This is a genomic window from Bradyrhizobium sp. UFLA05-112, from assembly GCF_053572325.1.
The window spans coordinates 1-14,217 of record NZ_JBANBK010000066.1; the positions used below are offsets into that span (position 1 = coordinate 1).

Below are 14,217 nucleotides of genomic sequence, written 5' to 3' on the forward strand. Positions count from 1 at the left end.
CACCTCCCGCAGAACAAAAGCGGAAAGTGTAACCCATGTGTCCGGTACGTACCGTCACCTATGTCTCAGGCTGCTCAATCAAAGACTTAAGACGAAGCGCCAACCTTCCAAAAAAACCTCGTGTCTGCACCGTGCCTGCAAATGCATTGCCGGCCCTCGCTTCCAGGATCGCGGCGCCGTAGTTGTTCGCCATGATGAGCAGCGCTGTCCGTTCCTCCAGCATGGTGCTGCCGTCGGCCAGATGCCGGCAGATGCTCTCCATGCGCCCGAATTCGTCGATGATGTGCTGATGCCGCCCCATAGCGGCGGACTCCGGCGGCCCGATGCTCGTCAAGGCCTGTTGATGACCGATGCGAGGCCCGGCATTGGAGGCAAATCCGAACCGGGCCTCGCGGCCGCCAACCCCGCGGGGGAATCGACGACGACAGTAGATCGCATGGTGGGCTGACACCCGCCTGACGAGGCCCGCCAACGTGAACCGGCGGGCCTCAGGTTCACCGCCTCAGCCACCTTCGGCGAGATGCGCACCATGGGCGCCTCTGACTGCCGTTCAGGCACGGTGACCGGCGCTTAATTCTTGATGGTTGATCCAAATAAAGAAGACCGCCTCGCGGCGGTCTTCCGAACAAACCAGGTGGTCGAGCGATTGCAGCGACCTATGGTGCCTTGCGGCGGCGCCTAACCAGCCAGTAGACCCCATAGCCCACCGCTAGGATGGGCAATCCTGCGCCCGCAATCGGACCTGGCGCACCGCGAGCACCACCTTGGTCATTATTGTTTTGACCTTGGCTATTTTGGGCGTTGGCCACATTCGGGATACCGAGCGCCAGAGCACCGGCCAGTGCAAACAGCGCCGCAATCTGAGCAAATTTCGTCATTTTGAATTATCCAATTGAAGCACAAATAATAGCCAGATCGATTAATTAGTCAATTTAAATGGCGCTATTAAATGTGGTCAACTTGTCGCAGAGCACGTCCCGAGGCAGCGCTGATCTTCGTGCGGTGCTTCATCGCTTACATAGCAGGCACGCGGATTCGCTTCGCCAGCTCGGCAGCGGCGCGCGACCTCCGGCGCAATAGCGTCATATATCCGCTGCGCTCACCGAAGCGATGCCTCTTGCAGGCAGATCCAAGCACCACGGCGAACGTCCCTTCGCAAATCCGGAAACCCCAGTTCGCGCAAGCTCGTCGAGCTCGCCGCCGGGATCGAGCCCGTCCAGGAACCCGTTCGCGGGCGATCTTGCGCTGATCGTTGGGCCTCCCCTCACGTGAACGGTTGGTGAATGCCTCATTCAGTGGCCGTTGCACGTGGGCGGCGTATACCCACTCGTCGGTGGAACTCGCATGAGTGCCCTTCGTTAGGGATCACGCAAGAGGGAGAACGACAGTGTTACTTATTCGTGCTGCACTACTGGCGCTGGCTACTCTGGGACCAATTTCGGCTGCAAGCGCCCAGGACGCTTCAGTCCAACAAGTCCAGTTTCGGGGCCGTCCGGACGGTGCATGTCCGCCCGGCTACGACTTCAATTTTTCGAACGGCCACTGCTATCCGAACAATTACCACGCCCCCGGCGCCTACAATCGGCCGGCACCCGAGTCATACGGCTACGGTTATTACCGACATCACAGATATGGCGCCTATCCGGAATATGGGTACGCGCCGAGATACTATGACCGCTAGGGCTTGAACGACCCGAGTGCCGCCGCACCACGAACCTCGCTCCCGAAGACGGAGCCCGCTAGCTGCGCGCGACCCTATCGTCGGTGCATGCAGGCGTGCACGTAATCTTTAAAGCCGGAGTCTTTCTTGGCTTTGACGAGACCCATTGCATGTGCCTCGTCGCGGCACATTTCCTTTTTCTCGACAATGTCTGGATGTCTCCCCGCCTTGCACTGAAAGCGGAAAGGTCCTGGCGGATATTGCCTGCAGTTCTGCGCTTCGGCGGCGATGATTAGGCTGCCGAAAACTATCGAAGCGCCGATCAGTTTTCTGATCATGAGGCACCCGATCGAACCAGATTTTTTAACCTCCGCCGTAGGACGAAACGGCCCCAGCACAACCCTAAATGCCGGGGCCGTTGGAGGTTGCTTGGCGTATTCGGGACCAAGCCGTGCGAGCCTAGACCGGCCCTGGATTTTGTTATGTCCACTTTTGGACAGACGGCGGTGGCCGCATTGTATCCGCCGGGCCGCAGGGGATCGTTGCGGGTGAAGCCCGTTTTCATCCTGCCTCGGCGGGCCTTTCCTCAATCAATGGAACCCAAATCATTGTGATTTAATTCACATTGAATTTCGGCAAGCAGAGGCAGTTTATTGCGTCTAATTGACATTGAAGGACGGCAATAATGCCAAAAGATAACTGCCTAATCGTTTTTGCTGCAGGAAGACAATTGGATCTGCTGCGCGGGGAAGCTTCTCGCATCGCCAAAGAAAATAAAGTGGACTGGCACATAGATCGCGCCGACATCGGCACGCTCTTTTGCTTCGAGGACGCCAAGGCGAAAAAAGCCTTCGCACTCACCTGCGATAACTTCGGCATCTCTTGCCGGGACGGTTAGCCGAGAAAAGCCCCGCCGAAAACGTGGGACCGAAGCTCCGCGCCCTGTAAGGCCCACGTGAGTTTGTCGCCGTAAGATGAGCCGAGCGAACGCCGGTGGCGCATCAAACCAATCTGCAGCCTGCGGCTTCTGACCTGTGAGCCCTCGCTGAAAGAACAGAAACAAGGCCTGCCATCGTGAACCGGCGGGCCTTATTGACTCCCGAGACCGTCACACGACCGTGGCATAACCGTTGCATATTAAATCAACCGGGATTTCAGTCCCCAGTTGGAGATTAGATCGCTGCGGGACCCGTGGCATTTCGAGCCCGGCAGCCCGATTTTTTGTTGCTCCGTGGCGCACGCACGCGTGCTCAAGATTAAGAACAAAAGGGCGAGAACATGAGCGATAAGCTACCGTCTGCGCCGAGATTTATGGTGCGGCAGGCTTCTCAGGGTTGGATGGTCTACGATCGACAACGTAAAGGCCCGGCATTGGTCGGGACCAGTCTGGCCCTAGCGGTTAATCTGACGAAAGACCAAGCCGAGCGTGTCCAGCGGTCGCTAGCTGCCGACCTGGGCCACAAGACGTCAATAGTGTCAAATAGAACCGGTCGCCTCTTCGTTAGTCGTTAGCGCAACGTGGCCCCGCTCCGGTTTTGGTATCTCACCCCCGCTAATGCGTCGCCAAAGCTCCCCCCGGTCGGACACTTGCACTGAAGAAAGCCCGCCATTGGCGACGGGCTCAAGGCTGAGGGAGAGGAGAGTAAGACGCCGTGAAGGCGCACCCCGAACGTACGGCGATTCCCAATGATGTGCTGTGTCGCAATTCACACTGTGGACAAGAAAGCATCCCTAGCGCTGAAGAATGAGAAGGGCCGGCGGCTGCCCTTCGACGATCCAACGGAAGCGGACGGTCAAAAGCTCTGCGCGACGTTGGCGAGTAATTGGCGCGGCGCCATCACCAAACTTCCGAAGCTTCGTAGAAAGCTTCGATTGTAGTCGGCGATGAAGCCCTCGCGTGCTTTTGGCACGTTCCTCATTCCGAGGTATTTCCCACGATGACGATGCTGGAGCCAGGCTCCACTTCCATGCCGGAAATCCAGTACTTGGCGTCTTCCCGAAGATGATTTGGCAGGAGTGATCGTACCCAGCGGTACATCTCTTGCTGTTTTTTTCGCGCCCTGCGCTCAACCAGCCAAACCGAAGCCCGATTAATGAATGAGCAACGCTGTTGGCATAAAATGAAATCAACTCGCTGCTGGAGACTCGACAATGACCGAGTACGTCATCAGGGAAGTTGGCTCTCGTCAGTGGCTCGTGTTTGCCGATCGACGATGCATCGCTTTTTGTGCCGATGAAAACGAGGCAGTGAAAGCGATGAACGGACACAGTGCGCGCACTCGCCTTGCGCGTGATGAGATAACGGCTCGGCCGCTCCAGGAAGCTATCACTCCTCAGTCGGGATCGGTTCTCCACACCCGCGAGGCACAGTAGCCCGCTGCCGTCCCGAAGTGCTGGGAATTGATAATCTTGCGAGGGTGCGTGCGTCGGCGCTTTGACGGCGGCATGCGTTTTGTCCGCTGCGAGAGCCGTACACCGCCCGGTCACCGCCCGATCAAGATCACAATCGGCGAGAGGGGCGTGAAGGGCTATTGCGCGGACTACCGGTGCAGCTATAGCGTGCGGGTGATCGTGGTGCCGTTGATCATCCCGCAGATCCCTGCACCGCGTTGACAGTCCAACCGGTTGATGCCGGCCGGACTCTCTGCACCCTAACCTCATGTATCACGACAGGAAATATGATCATGCGCACGATGCTAGTCATATTCACCTTGCTCGCAACCGGAACCGCTGCAGTCGCGGGCTCCGCCTCCCCCGTTTCATACGATTATCCCTGGTGCGTCTATGGTGGGGAGCTCGGCTATTCCGGTGACTGCTCTTATGAGACGAGGGAGCAATGCTTGGCCTCCGCGTCCGGCCGGTCAAACGTGATATGTAAAGAGAACCGGCGCGTTCTATTCCAGCAGCAGGCCGTGCCGCAGCAGGGTGTGCCACAGCCTCGGGCGTACCGGAGACATTGAAAACGGATGCCTCCACTCCGTATCGTCGAAGCGTAGGCCCGTCAGGCTCGAACCGGCAGGCCAAGGTCTTTCACCGCCTCAGCTGGCGGGTGGGCGCCGTCAGCGGTTGATGATTGCGTTTACGGTGCGATCGCCGCCGGCGCTTCTTGCTCTCGGCCGCCAGCGGTCTTTCGGCGCGTCGGATGTGCCGCGTCGCCCCGGCCGGCATTCGCTTCAGACCCTCTCGGCGTTCTCATGGGGCAAGACTTGATGCTCGGCCCCGCAGCTCAACAGGTTATAGGAGACCCCGATGACCACTGCCCGATGCGGTTGCGGCGCCGTGACGCTCTCGCTTCCCGGACCATCCCAACTCATCGTCGCCTGTCACTGCATCGATTGCCAGCGGCGAACCGGCGCGCCGTTCGGTGTGGGTGCGTTCTATCCCGCCGAGTCCGTCACCGTTTCAGGGGAACCGAAGGAGTTCACGCGCGCTGCCGCAAGCGGCGGGAAGGTCCAGAGCTATTTCTGCCCGGACTGCGGCTCAACGGTCTATTGGAAATCCAGCAATCTTCCCGCGTTCATCGGCGTTGCCATCGGCACGATCGCGGACGCAGATTATCCGGCTCCGGCCAGATCGGTTTTCGAGCAGTCGAAACATGCCTGGGTTGAAATCGGGGGGGCTGGCGTTGAGCACTTCCAGCAAAGCAGCCTGCACAAGACCTCGGGTACGTCTGGCTGATATAGGCTGCATCCATCGACGAGGCTTCCGTCTATCGCGGGACGGAGTGGTCGTTGAGATAAGACTAACCGATCGCCAGCAGAGGTACGTTGCTGCGACGCACTCCCCGCTCCCCTCCTGCGCCATACCACGTTTTCCCGATGGCTGAACTCGAGCCACCATGTTACGTTGCGCGCACATCATTCCTCCTAGGTCTGATGTAGCGGGCTGTGGCCTTCGGACTGCCGCTCGCTGGATACTTTAGCCATTTGTGGCCCCGCCTCCGGACCATGGTTTAAAGTCCGTAGGGCGATGTTTTTTGATACGTTTCCCTCCGTTCTTCCCACAGACTCGGAGGCGGGTCCTTTTTGGCTTCGTCAGCCCTCAGCCGCAGGATCCGTCCGATCGGTCCGGATCCACGCCATCGCCAATTCCCACGCTACCGACAGCACGATCGGCCCTACGAAGAGGCCGACGATGCCATGGGCGAGCGTGCCGCCGATCACGCCGACGAAGATCACGATGGTCGGCGTATTGAGCCCGCGTCCCATCACCAGCGGCTTCAACATGGTGTCGATGAAGCCGACGAGGACGAGGAACACGGTCAGCAGCAGCGCCGTCGTGACGTCCTTTGCGGTCCAGATCCAGATGATCACGGGCAGGAGAACGAGGAAGGCGCCGATCTGCACGATCGACAGCAGCAGCACGATGAAGGCGAGAAGGCCGGCGCTTGGCACGCTCGCGAGCTTGAAGCCGACGCCTGCGAGCAACGCCTGAACGATCGCAACGCCGATCACCCCTTGCGACACGGCGCGGATGGTCGCGCCTGCGAGCTCCAGGAAATGCTCGCTCTGCTCGGGTACGATGCGAAACAAGAAGCCGCGCCCGGCTGCGACGAGCCGCGGACCATGGGGAAACAGGAAGCCGGCAACGAAGACCGAGACGAGAAACTGCAGCGTCCCGACGCTGGCATCGCCGGCGAGCGACAGCAGCGGTCCGGCCAGCGGCTGCAGATACGGCGCCACCTCGCGCAGCACGGCGCGGATGTTGTTGTAGGCCTGCTCCCAGAGCTCGTAGAGCTGCGGGCCGATGATTGGCCAGGATTTGATCTGCTCCGGCGCCGACTGGAGTGCGAGGTCGCCGGTGCCGAGCTGGCGCGCGAGCTCCCTCGCCCCCTCGACCGCACTCAACCCCAACCAGGTCGCCGGCCCGATGACGATGCCAAGCGTCATCAAGGTGAGGATCGCTGCGGCCGTCCTGGGACGGCCGCCAAGCAGCTTGGCGAGCCAGCTGAAGGCTGGATAGAACGCGACCGCCAGCACGGCGCTCCAGGTCAGGATCGGCACGAAAGGCCGGATAATGACGAACGTCCAGATGATCAGGAGCGCGAGCAGGCCGAGCCGGATCAGAAGCTGGACAATGTCCTCTCCCGTCAGGAACTGGCGGAGGGTCTTCACGGGCGCAGCTTTCCTTGCGACTATCTAAGCGATATCCCAGTGCCGGCGGCCGCCGCGATTTGCGCGCGGGGCAGGCCCTCGCCTTATTGCCAGCCGCGGGTCGGGCGTCAAGACGACCCGCCTGTGGGCGTTGCTTCGCTTAGGCGCAACTCGGCGGCCGGATTTGCCTAACCGCCGTTAACCGGATTTGCGCCGATCGATTTACGCGAGCGCAAGCGCGCGAAACCTACACTGGAGACCGTCACCTCAAACATGTTGCTGTGCCATGGCCAATACCGTCTGGACGATCGAAGAATTCTCCTGCCCGAGCTGCAGCATGAACTACACCGCGACGAGGGAAGAGCACGAGGCCAGGCACGCCGGCAGTTTCAAGTGCGGCGTCTGCAACGCGGTGGTCCACACCTGGTCCGGCAATCATCATTACTTCGGCTGGGCGGCCATCAAGGCGAAACCACCGGTGTTCGGCCGGCGGTGGGCAGGCGTGCGCTGATAGGCGCGGACACCGGTTGCACGAACCTCCCGATGTTCCCGGTCGAGCTCCGCCCGAATGTGCAAACCTTCACGCTCGGCGTGAATTGACGCTTCAACACCGGTCCCAGGTCAAGATATTGATCAGCGAAATTCGGCAACACCGGTCCGCCCGGCATACTCTCTGGTCTTCCCTGCGATGGATGCCTGCGAGGGGTGATGGGGAACCATGCGCGGTCGAGCGGCTTGTCAGGTTGCAATGAGCACCATGGCAAACCTACTCGCGCGCAAGCAGGAGCTGCTGGAACGGCTCAAGGGCGACCCCGGCCCGCATGAGCGCGATCAAATCGAACGCCTCATTGAGCAGGTCGATACCGCGCTCAATCTACTCGAGGACGGCGGCCAGGATTACGGCGACCACGACCGCAGCGACGGGCCCTGAAGGTCACCCTGCCGCGTTGCGGACCTGTTCCCACGGAACGAAATCCCCAGGCGGACCGTTGAGACGGTGGGCGGATCTCAGAAGCTTTGCAAGGGACCAGTGGATGTCGAATGATCCCGACCGACGCGAGCGCCACAGCGAATTCTCGATGGACGACTTCTTCCTGTTCGTCCTGTCGAGCAGCTTCTGCCTGCTGGTCGTCGCAGTCAGCCTCTTGATCCGGATGCCGCCCGGCTTGTGAGGGGTGCGCCAATTCCGAGCAGCGCCGTTTGCAGTCCGTTCACCCCTGAGCGGTTAGATCGGGTGCCTTTGCCCCTCCGCCGTAGGCCGCCATGCCGGATCTCAACGCCGTCCTTGCCAAGCTCAACGACCGTCTGCTCAGGCTCGAGGGCGAGCTGTTCGTGCTGCGCTCGCTGGCGCGGGCAACACTGACCGCTGGCGACGATCACGCGGCGCGCATGCGCAAGCTGGTCGAAGCTGCGAAGGTCGCGCTCGACGATGAGGCGCTGCGGCCACTGGACAAGCCGACAAGGAAATACGTCGAGGCTGCGAGCGCGATGGTCGAGGAGCTCCTGGTCGAGCCGACCAAGGCGCGGCCGCTGTTCACGGTCATCGATGGCGGCAAGGCCGACTAGGCCTCTGCGCCTTAGGCCACGGCGGGGTTAGACGTTTTCAGCCGGCTCAGGCCGGCCTCAATGATTGCAATCTCCTCGTCGACCTGACCGATGGGCAGGCTGAAATCATAGCCGGAGCGGCTCTTGAGATCGATTGCCAGCCGCTGGCGGTGCATCATCAGTGCGTCGAGGCCACGGCGATTCTTCAGCCTGACATAGGTGTCGACGATCTGCTCAATCGCGCTCGGCATCCGGTGATTCCAGGAAGAAATAGGCCGCACCGGATATGCACACCAGCGGGCCAACGTTTGTGTCCCGCTTCGCAATACAAATCCGCAACAGATTCGTCGATACGCCAGGCCGGTAGAGAACCCGTTACTACCTTGCTCATCCGGCGCGCGTTTGCGCGATGCGCGGACATGAAAAGGCCGCTGGCAATATCACCAGCGGCCAGCCGGGTTCGAAAACGGATTCGGGATGAAATGTCTGCCAGCCCCGGGCAAGGCCATCCTAAGAGCAGGCTGCCGGCTCGTTCTGCCCGAAACCGTACACAGGAACCTGGAATCCCCGGATCATTCCACCTCGACGCAGAAATAGGTCCGCGGCAGCTTGCGATAGGCGGAATACCGATAATAGGGCCGGTACGCGTAGCCATGCCGGAGTGCCGGCGGCTCCTCGCCGTAATAGGCGCCGTGATAGAAATTGTAGACCGGCCCGAGATTGCAGCGATATTCGTCCCACGCCGGTCCGACGCGCGGCGCCACGCCGATCTCCGGTGGAATTGCCGGCCAAAGCTCGCCCGCACGTACAGGTGGCGCGAGCGCGGCAGCGCCAACGATGGTGACGATGATGCATGCATTTCGCATTCGGCAGCTCCGAGAAGGCCGACGGCCTTGCGCATCGAAGCACGCGCGCAGCGGGCGGCGCAATGGCGGAGATATTGGGGTTAGACGACCTCGGATGCGAGCACGACCGAAGCGCGCCGGTTGTCACTTTTCCTGAGCGTGCATCAGGGACGAACCGACCAGCCCTATCAGGCCGCCAGCCAGCAGCACATATTGCAGCACGGCCAGCGCATGGCTCGGCGCTTCGGTCGAGCTGGTGATTTCATGGATGAGCACGGCCGACGCAACTCCGCTCATCAGCATCAATCTCGGCCATTTCGACACGGCGATCCCCTTCGCGTTGCGCGCCCGTTGGACGCTTCGAATGGACGGCCGGTTCGACAGACTTGCGTCCCGCGCATTGTTGATAACCGGCGCAAAGGGCGCGCGGGGGGTGACAGGGCCTTATGGCGTGTTATCCGGGGGTGACGAAAGCTCCCGAGACGGAACCGAGACCCCATGCGCATCACCTTGATCGGCTCCCGCCATTTCGGCGTGATCACCCTGAACATGCTCCGGGAGCACAGCGTGGACATCGCGCGGGTCGTGGTCGCCGATGGCGAGGACCGCCTCGCGACGACCGCCCGCTCGGCCGGCATCGAGGTGGTGGTCCAGGCCAACCCAAAGCTGGTGACCGCCGCCGAGATCGCGCCAAACACCGACCTGATCATCACCGCACACAGCCATGCCCGCGTCTCCAGGGAGGCGCTTGCGGCCTCGAGGCTTGGCGGCATCGGCTACCACCCGTCACTGCTGCCGCGTCACCGCGGCAAGGCGGCCGTGGAGTGGACCATCAAGGAGGGGGACCCGATCGCCGGCGGCACGATCTACCACCTCGCCGATCGCATGGACGCCGGCGCCGTCGCCGCCCAGGACTGGTGTTTCGTCAAGAAGGGCGAGACGGCGCGCGATCTTTGGGAGCGGGCGCTGGCCCCTCTCGGCCTGAAGCTGCTTGCGGAAGTCATCGACTACATCAAGGTCCACAAGGCGCTGCCGGCAAAGCCGCAAGACGAGCAGTTCGCGACCGCCGCGCCGAGCCTGTCGTAGGCGCTGCCGTGGGATTCATCCTTAACGTCCCGAATCTGGCCGATTCCGTGCCCAAAACGGGTCACGAACGCTCAAATAAACCATTGTTTCCACAGGAACAATTTTCACTTTGGCGATGCAGCAAATTTCTGTCACATTTTCCCCGAATAAGCGTCAGCATCACAGACATAGGCAGGACAGAAATTCATGCGTTTTGATCGCATTGCGTTGATTTTTACCGCCGCGATTGCCACCGGTTCGCTCGCGGCGCCCGCGTTCGCCCAAAATCCCTACGACGGCAACTGGCAGGTCACCATCGTGACCAAGAGCGGCTCCTGCGAAGCGACCGCAAGCTCCATGCTGACGGTTTCCGAGGGCCGGATCACGGCGCCCGGAGCTAACGTTTCCGGCACCATCGGCCGCGAAGGTCTTGTGAAAGTTTCGATCAATGGTGCATATGCCAACGGTCAACTCAGCGGCAACGCCGGATCGGGAAAGTGGAATGGAGCATCAGCAGGCATACCGTGCAGCGGGCGGTGGGAAGCATCGCGCCAATAAGCCAACCGAGGCTCGGGTTATGAACCGGCGGCTGCTCGTTGCGGCCGCCGTTTTGTTTGCGGCCTCAGTCGCAAATTCGGAAAGCAAGGCGCAGTCCGGCCCGTTCGCTGCCCTTGCCGGCAGTTGGAGTGGTGGCGGCACCGTCATGCTCGACGACGGATCGACCGAACGCATCCGTTGCCGCGCCAAGTACGCGCCCGCAGGTCCTGCGATGGAAATGTCGCTGACCTGCGCCAGCGACGCCTACAAGTTCAACCTCTCCGCCAGTGTCCGCGCGGAAGGCAATGCCATCACCGGCAGCTGGAGCGAGGCCAGCCGCAACATCAGCGGCGTGATCAAGGGCCGCGGCGGCGGCGCAAACTTCGAGGTCGTCGCCGAGACCGCCGGCTTCAACGCCAGCATCGCCCTGCACACGAGCGGCACCAAGCAGACGGTCACGATGCGGGCGGACAGCCAGTTCCGCGGTGCGAACATCGCGCTGTCGCGCTAGCTTCAATCCGTTATCGACACGCGATCCGGCCACCCCGCCGGATCGTTTTTTATGCCTCGGCGCGCGACCTCCGTCTCCGCGCCGCGCCGGAATGACATCAGGGCATGGCGCCCTTCCCGCGCAGCCGTGCATCGTTGCATCGACAGATTTGGCCGTTGCAAACTCGCGCCTGGTCGCCGATACCGGCCTGCCCTCTCACGTCCCCTCTCCTGCGCCGATGAGCATCACCCCGTCCAAACCGATGGCCGCGCTTTGGATGGCCGGCTGGCTGTCACTGACGCTGGTCATGGCGGTGGCCGGCCGCGAAGCCGCGCGGCAGATGAACGTCTTCCAACTGATGGAGGTGCGCTCGCTGATCGGTTTCGTCCTGCTCTATCCGTTCGTCTATCGCGCTGGCGGCTTTGCGACGCTCAAGACTGTTCGCCTGCCCCAGCACATCGTGCGCAACCTGATCCACTACGTCTCGCAGCTCGGCTGGTTCTTCGCGCTGACGCTGATCCCGATCGGTCAGGTGGTGGCGATCGAGTTCACCATGCCGATCTGGACCGCGATCCTGGCTGCAAGCTTTCTGTCCGAGCGCATGACGCCGTGGAAGATTGCCGCAATCGTGCTTGGCCGCGTCGGTGTGATCATCATCGTTCGGCCCGCCGCGGGCGAGATCAATCCCGGTCAGTTGATCGCGCTCGGCGCCGCCATGGGTTTTGGCGTGTCGATGGTGCTGGTGAAGTCGCTGGCGCGCACCGAGAGCGCGCTGGCGATCCTGTTCTGGATGATCGTCGTGCAGGCGGTCGCAGGCTTCTTTCCGGCCCTCTATGTCTGGGCCTGGCCGCCGACCTATCTCTGGGGCTGGGTGATGGTGGTCGCCATCTGTGGCACATTCGCGCATTACTGCCTCGCCAGCGCGATGCGCTACGCCGACGCCACGATCGTCGTGCCGATGGATTTCCTGCGGGTCCCCCTGACGGCGATGGCCGGCTGGCTGTTGTATTCAGAGCGGCTCGACGCGTGGACGGTGTTCGGCGCCGTGCTGATCCTGCTGGGCAATCTCCTGAATTTGAAGCCGACACAGGTTCCCGCCCGCGCGCAGTGAACCAATTCGATACGGCTCGCGACCAATCCAGGTGGCAAAGCGTGATCTGGATCACGCTGAAGGGGCGGCTTCTCGGGGCTTGCTTGGTTGTCGACAAGGGTTGGGCACTGTGGGTGCTGACGCGCGGCGTTTTCGTGTAAGTTTGCACCCGCATTTGCTGCTTCGAATTCGATTCTGTTGGGGATTTCACATGCGCTACCTCACCATCCTCGTTTCGCTGATCTGCATGGCGTTGTCGGTCAGCGCCGCGAAGGCCGATCGTCGTGTCGCCTTCGTGGTCGGCAACGGCGCCTACAAGAACGTCGCACAATTGCCGAACCCGCCGATCGACGCCAAGGCGATGGCGGCGACGCTGCGCAATGTCGGCTTCGAGGTGATCGAAGGGTCCAATCTCAGCCGCGACCAGATGACGGAAAAGCTGCTGGACTTCGGCCGCAAGGCGCAGGGCTCCGACATCGCGGTGTTCTATTATGCCGGCCACGGCATTGCCGTCGGCGGCACCAACTACCTCCTGCCGGTCGATGCCGACATCAAGTCGGAGATGGACGTCAAGTTAGGCGCCGCCATCAACATCGACCTGACCCTCGACCAGACCATGGGCGATGCCAAGGTGAAGCTGGTGTTCCTCGACGCCTGCCGCGACAATCCCTTTGCCGCCAAAATCAAGTCGAACTCCGCCACCCGCAGCGTGAACGTGCAGAGCGGCCTTGCCGAGATGAAGTCTGGTGAAGGCACCTTGATCGCGTTCGCGACCGGTCCGGGGCAAACGGCGCTCGACGGCCAGGAGGGCAACAACAGCCCGTTCACACGCGCGCTGATCGACAACATCACCAAGCCCGGCATCGAGATCCAGCAGGCGATGACGTCGGTGCGCGCCCAGGTCAACGAGGAGACTCACAAGGGTCAGCTTCCCTGGGGCCACACCAACCTGATCGGCGCCGTCTATCTCAATCCGTCGCAGCAGGGCCAGCAGGTGGCCAACGCCGCGCCGACCGCGACGGGGGCGGCCCCAACCGCTGCAGGCGGCAACGCGGACGCGGCCAATGTCGAGCTCGAGTACTGGCGCTCGGTGAAGGAATCCAACAAGCCGGAAGAGCTCAACGCCTATCTCTCCGCCTATCCGAACGGCCAGTTCAAGGCCCTGGCGCTGGCACGCATCGCCGCGATCCAGAACGGCCCGTCGACCGCGACCCGGACCCTGAACGCCGGCATCGATCCCGCAACCTTCACCGAAGAAGCGAGCCAGCTCACCGAAGACCAGATCGGCCTGGACAAGAACCAGCGCCGCGACGTGCAGCGCCGCCTCACCGGCCTCGGCTTCGACACCAAGCAGACCGGCGCGTTCAGCGACGAGACCCGCGGCGTGATCAAGCGCTGGCAGGCCGCCCGCGGCTATCCGGCCTCTGGCTACTTCAACAAGCTCCAGCACAAGGCGCTGCTCTCCGAGATCGTCGCCACGACCGCGCCGACCGCGAGTAACGGGAGCAGCCAGCAGCCTCCCCGTCGCGCCCCCAGCAACACCGCCAGCGCGCCTGCGCCCGCCCAGCGCAGCGGCGGCGGCGATGCCGCCGGCGCAGCCTTCATCGGCGGTGTCATGGGCGGCATGATGGGCGGCATGTTGCGGCGGTGAGACGCCAGTCCGTAGCTCCAAAGCAGCGACACAAAAAGCCCGGCTCGCGCCGGGCTTTGTTCTTTCTCAACCGTCATGATGCGCGCTCTCTTCACGGAGCGGTTCTGCCGCACAGCCCGACTGGACGGTTCGACAAAAACATCGAAAACAACCCCGTGCAAAGTAGCCGATGGTCGCGGATCATTGGCTTGCACATACCGCGGGCCGTTTGACACGTCGGGCAAAACAGCGGCGCGAGACG

Annotated in this window: 21 protein-coding genes; 14 read left to right on the top strand and 7 right to left on the bottom strand. The window is 61.9% G+C overall.

What is annotated here, in order from left to right:
* Positions 1 to 58: 58 nt before the first annotated feature.
* From SO180_RS30355 to SO180_RS30365, 3 genes are all read right to left on the bottom strand, one after another.
* Complete coding sequence (locus SO180_RS30355) at positions 59 to 301, bottom strand: hypothetical protein (protein WP_449382506.1); 243 nt, start codon at positions 299 to 301, stop codon at positions 59 to 61.
* 355 nt (positions 302 to 656) lie between these two features.
* Positions 657 to 878 carry a hypothetical protein gene (locus SO180_RS30360; protein ID WP_449382507.1) on the bottom strand — a complete coding sequence of 74 codons (222 nt, stop codon included), beginning with the start codon at positions 876 to 878 and terminating at the stop codon, positions 657 to 659.
* Positions 879 to 1,755: 877 nt separating this feature from the next.
* Positions 1,756 to 1,998, bottom strand: coding sequence for a hypothetical protein (locus SO180_RS30365; RefSeq protein ID WP_449382508.1), 243 nt, complete (start codon positions 1,996 to 1,998; stop codon positions 1,756 to 1,758).
* Positions 1,999 to 2,345: 347 nt separating this feature from the next.
* On the opposite strand from SO180_RS30365, the gene SO180_RS30370 reads away from it, so the two are divergent.
* The 5 genes from SO180_RS30370 (at position 2,346) to SO180_RS30390 (ending at position 5,338) form a co-directional block, all read left to right on the top strand.
* Positions 2,346 to 2,558 (top strand): hypothetical protein, encoded by a 213-nt coding sequence (locus SO180_RS30370; protein ID WP_449382509.1) that lies wholly within the window; start codon positions 2,346 to 2,348, stop codon positions 2,556 to 2,558.
* Positions 2,559 to 3,811: 1,253 nt separating this feature from the next.
* The gene (locus SO180_RS30375) at positions 3,812 to 4,033 is read left to right on the top strand and encodes a hypothetical protein (RefSeq protein WP_449382510.1); all 222 of its coding nucleotides are present in this window, start codon (positions 3,812 to 3,814) and stop codon (positions 4,031 to 4,033) included.
* 48 nt (positions 4,034 to 4,081) lie between these two features.
* The gene (locus tag SO180_RS30380; RefSeq protein WP_449382511.1) at positions 4,082 to 4,273 is read left to right on the top strand and encodes a hypothetical protein; all 192 of its coding nucleotides are present in this window, start codon (positions 4,082 to 4,084) and stop codon (positions 4,271 to 4,273) included.
* An 80-nt stretch (positions 4,274 to 4,353) separates the two neighbouring features.
* The gene (locus SO180_RS30385; protein ID WP_449382553.1) at positions 4,354 to 4,620 is read left to right on the top strand and encodes a DUF3551 domain-containing protein; all 267 of its coding nucleotides are present in this window, start codon (positions 4,354 to 4,356) and stop codon (positions 4,618 to 4,620) included.
* Positions 4,621 to 4,909: 289 nt separating this feature from the next.
* Complete coding sequence (locus SO180_RS30390) at positions 4,910 to 5,338, top strand: GFA family protein (RefSeq protein ID WP_449382512.1); 429 nt, start codon at positions 4,910 to 4,912, stop codon at positions 5,336 to 5,338.
* A gap of 356 nt (positions 5,339 to 5,694) precedes the next feature.
* Here SO180_RS30390 and SO180_RS30395 read toward each other — a convergent pair whose 3' ends face one another.
* Positions 5,695 to 6,774 (bottom strand): AI-2E family transporter, encoded by a 1,080-nt coding sequence (locus tag SO180_RS30395; protein ID WP_449382513.1) that lies wholly within the window; start codon positions 6,772 to 6,774, stop codon positions 5,695 to 5,697.
* Positions 6,775 to 7,039: 265 nt separating this feature from the next.
* On the opposite strand from SO180_RS30395, the gene SO180_RS30400 reads away from it, so the two are divergent.
* The 4 genes from SO180_RS30400 (at position 7,040) to SO180_RS30415 (ending at position 8,319) form a co-directional block, all read left to right on the top strand.
* The gene (locus SO180_RS30400; protein ID WP_449382514.1) at positions 7,040 to 7,264 is read left to right on the top strand and encodes a hypothetical protein; all 225 of its coding nucleotides are present in this window, start codon (positions 7,040 to 7,042) and stop codon (positions 7,262 to 7,264) included.
* A 246-nt stretch (positions 7,265 to 7,510) separates the two neighbouring features.
* On the top strand, positions 7,511 to 7,684 hold the full coding sequence (locus SO180_RS30405; protein ID WP_449382515.1) for a hypothetical protein: 174 nt from the start codon (positions 7,511 to 7,513) through the stop codon (positions 7,682 to 7,684).
* 103 nt (positions 7,685 to 7,787) lie between these two features.
* Positions 7,788 to 7,925, top strand: a complete 138-nt coding sequence (locus tag SO180_RS30410; protein WP_449382516.1) for a hypothetical protein — start codon at positions 7,788 to 7,790, stop codon at positions 7,923 to 7,925.
* A gap of 91 nt (positions 7,926 to 8,016) precedes the next feature.
* Positions 8,017 to 8,319, top strand: coding sequence for a hypothetical protein (locus SO180_RS30415; RefSeq protein WP_449382517.1), 303 nt, complete (start codon positions 8,017 to 8,019; stop codon positions 8,317 to 8,319).
* Between the two features lie 11 nt (positions 8,320 to 8,330).
* Here the strand turns inward: SO180_RS30415 and SO180_RS30420 are convergent, their stop codons facing one another.
* The 3 genes from SO180_RS30420 to SO180_RS30430 all read right to left on the bottom strand — a co-directional run bounded on the left by SO180_RS30420 (position 8,331) and on the right by SO180_RS30430 (position 9,440).
* Complete coding sequence (locus SO180_RS30420; RefSeq protein ID WP_449382518.1) at positions 8,331 to 8,549, bottom strand: hypothetical protein; 219 nt, start codon at positions 8,547 to 8,549, stop codon at positions 8,331 to 8,333.
* Positions 8,550 to 8,870: 321 nt separating this feature from the next.
* Positions 8,871 to 9,164 carry a hypothetical protein gene (locus tag SO180_RS30425; protein WP_449382519.1) on the bottom strand — a complete coding sequence of 98 codons (294 nt, stop codon included), beginning with the start codon at positions 9,162 to 9,164 and terminating at the stop codon, positions 8,871 to 8,873.
* A 123-nt stretch (positions 9,165 to 9,287) separates the two neighbouring features.
* Positions 9,288 to 9,440 (bottom strand): hypothetical protein, encoded by a 153-nt coding sequence (locus SO180_RS30430; RefSeq protein WP_449382520.1) that lies wholly within the window; start codon positions 9,438 to 9,440, stop codon positions 9,288 to 9,290.
* A gap of 201 nt (positions 9,441 to 9,641) precedes the next feature.
* On the opposite strand from SO180_RS30430, the gene SO180_RS30435 reads away from it, so the two are divergent.
* The 5 genes from SO180_RS30435 to SO180_RS30455 all read left to right on the top strand — a co-directional run bounded on the left by SO180_RS30435 (position 9,642) and on the right by SO180_RS30455 (position 13,976).
* A complete protein-coding gene (locus SO180_RS30435) occupies positions 9,642 to 10,229 on the top strand; it encodes a formyltransferase family protein (RefSeq protein WP_449382521.1) in 588 nt (195 codons plus the stop codon).
* Positions 10,230 to 10,415: 186 nt separating this feature from the next.
* Complete coding sequence (locus tag SO180_RS30440) at positions 10,416 to 10,766, top strand: hypothetical protein (protein WP_449382522.1); 351 nt, start codon at positions 10,416 to 10,418, stop codon at positions 10,764 to 10,766.
* Positions 10,711 to 11,256 (top strand): hypothetical protein, encoded by a 546-nt coding sequence (locus SO180_RS30445; RefSeq protein WP_449382523.1) that lies wholly within the window; start codon positions 10,711 to 10,713, stop codon positions 11,254 to 11,256. Before SO180_RS30440 ends, SO180_RS30445 begins: the two co-directional genes overlap by 56 nt.
* A 217-nt stretch (positions 11,257 to 11,473) precedes the next feature.
* A complete protein-coding gene (locus SO180_RS30450; protein ID WP_449382554.1) occupies positions 11,474 to 12,346 on the top strand; it encodes a DMT family transporter in 873 nt (290 codons plus the stop codon).
* 190 nt (positions 12,347 to 12,536) lie between these two features.
* Positions 12,537 to 13,976: a caspase family protein gene (locus SO180_RS30455; RefSeq protein ID WP_449382524.1), complete on the top strand. Its 1,440-nt coding sequence runs from the start codon at positions 12,537 to 12,539 to the stop codon at positions 13,974 to 13,976.
* Positions 13,977 to 14,217 lie beyond the last annotated feature (241 nt).

Coding starts and splice junctions, on each gene's coding strand:
- SO180_RS30355 (WP_449382506.1), bottom strand. CDS start 301: ATGGGGCGGCATCAGCACATCATCGACGAATTCGGGCGCATGGAGAGC.
- SO180_RS30360 (WP_449382507.1), bottom strand. CDS start 878: ATGACGAAATTTGCTCAGATTGCGGCGCTGTTTGCACTGGCCGGTGCT.
- SO180_RS30365 (WP_449382508.1), bottom strand. CDS start 1,998: ATGATCAGAAAACTGATCGGCGCTTCGATAGTTTTCGGCAGCCTAATC.
- SO180_RS30370 (WP_449382509.1), top strand. CDS start 2,346: ATGCCAAAAGATAACTGCCTAATCGTTTTTGCTGCAGGAAGACAATTG.
- SO180_RS30375 (WP_449382510.1), top strand. CDS start 3,812: ATGACCGAGTACGTCATCAGGGAAGTTGGCTCTCGTCAGTGGCTCGTG.
- SO180_RS30385 (WP_449382553.1), top strand. CDS start 4,354: ATGCTAGTCATATTCACCTTGCTCGCAACCGGAACCGCTGCAGTCGCG.
- SO180_RS30390 (WP_449382512.1), top strand. CDS start 4,910: ATGACCACTGCCCGATGCGGTTGCGGCGCCGTGACGCTCTCGCTTCCC.
- SO180_RS30400 (WP_449382514.1), top strand. CDS start 7,040: ATGGCCAATACCGTCTGGACGATCGAAGAATTCTCCTGCCCGAGCTGC.
- SO180_RS30405 (WP_449382515.1), top strand. CDS start 7,511: ATGGCAAACCTACTCGCGCGCAAGCAGGAGCTGCTGGAACGGCTCAAG.
- SO180_RS30410 (WP_449382516.1), top strand. CDS start 7,788: ATGTCGAATGATCCCGACCGACGCGAGCGCCACAGCGAATTCTCGATG.
- SO180_RS30415 (WP_449382517.1), top strand. CDS start 8,017: ATGCCGGATCTCAACGCCGTCCTTGCCAAGCTCAACGACCGTCTGCTC.
- SO180_RS30420 (WP_449382518.1), bottom strand. CDS start 8,549: ATGCCGAGCGCGATTGAGCAGATCGTCGACACCTATGTCAGGCTGAAG.
- SO180_RS30425 (WP_449382519.1), bottom strand. CDS start 9,164: ATGCGAAATGCATGCATCATCGTCACCATCGTTGGCGCTGCCGCGCTC.
- SO180_RS30430 (WP_449382520.1), bottom strand. CDS start 9,440: ATGAGCGGAGTTGCGTCGGCCGTGCTCATCCATGAAATCACCAGCTCG.
- SO180_RS30435 (WP_449382521.1), top strand. CDS start 9,642: ATGCGCATCACCTTGATCGGCTCCCGCCATTTCGGCGTGATCACCCTG.
- SO180_RS30440 (WP_449382522.1), top strand. CDS start 10,416: ATGCGTTTTGATCGCATTGCGTTGATTTTTACCGCCGCGATTGCCACC.
- SO180_RS30445 (WP_449382523.1), top strand. CDS start 10,711: ATGGAGCATCAGCAGGCATACCGTGCAGCGGGCGGTGGGAAGCATCGC.
- SO180_RS30450 (WP_449382554.1), top strand. CDS start 11,474: ATGAGCATCACCCCGTCCAAACCGATGGCCGCGCTTTGGATGGCCGGC.
- SO180_RS30455 (WP_449382524.1), top strand. CDS start 12,537: ATGCGCTACCTCACCATCCTCGTTTCGCTGATCTGCATGGCGTTGTCG.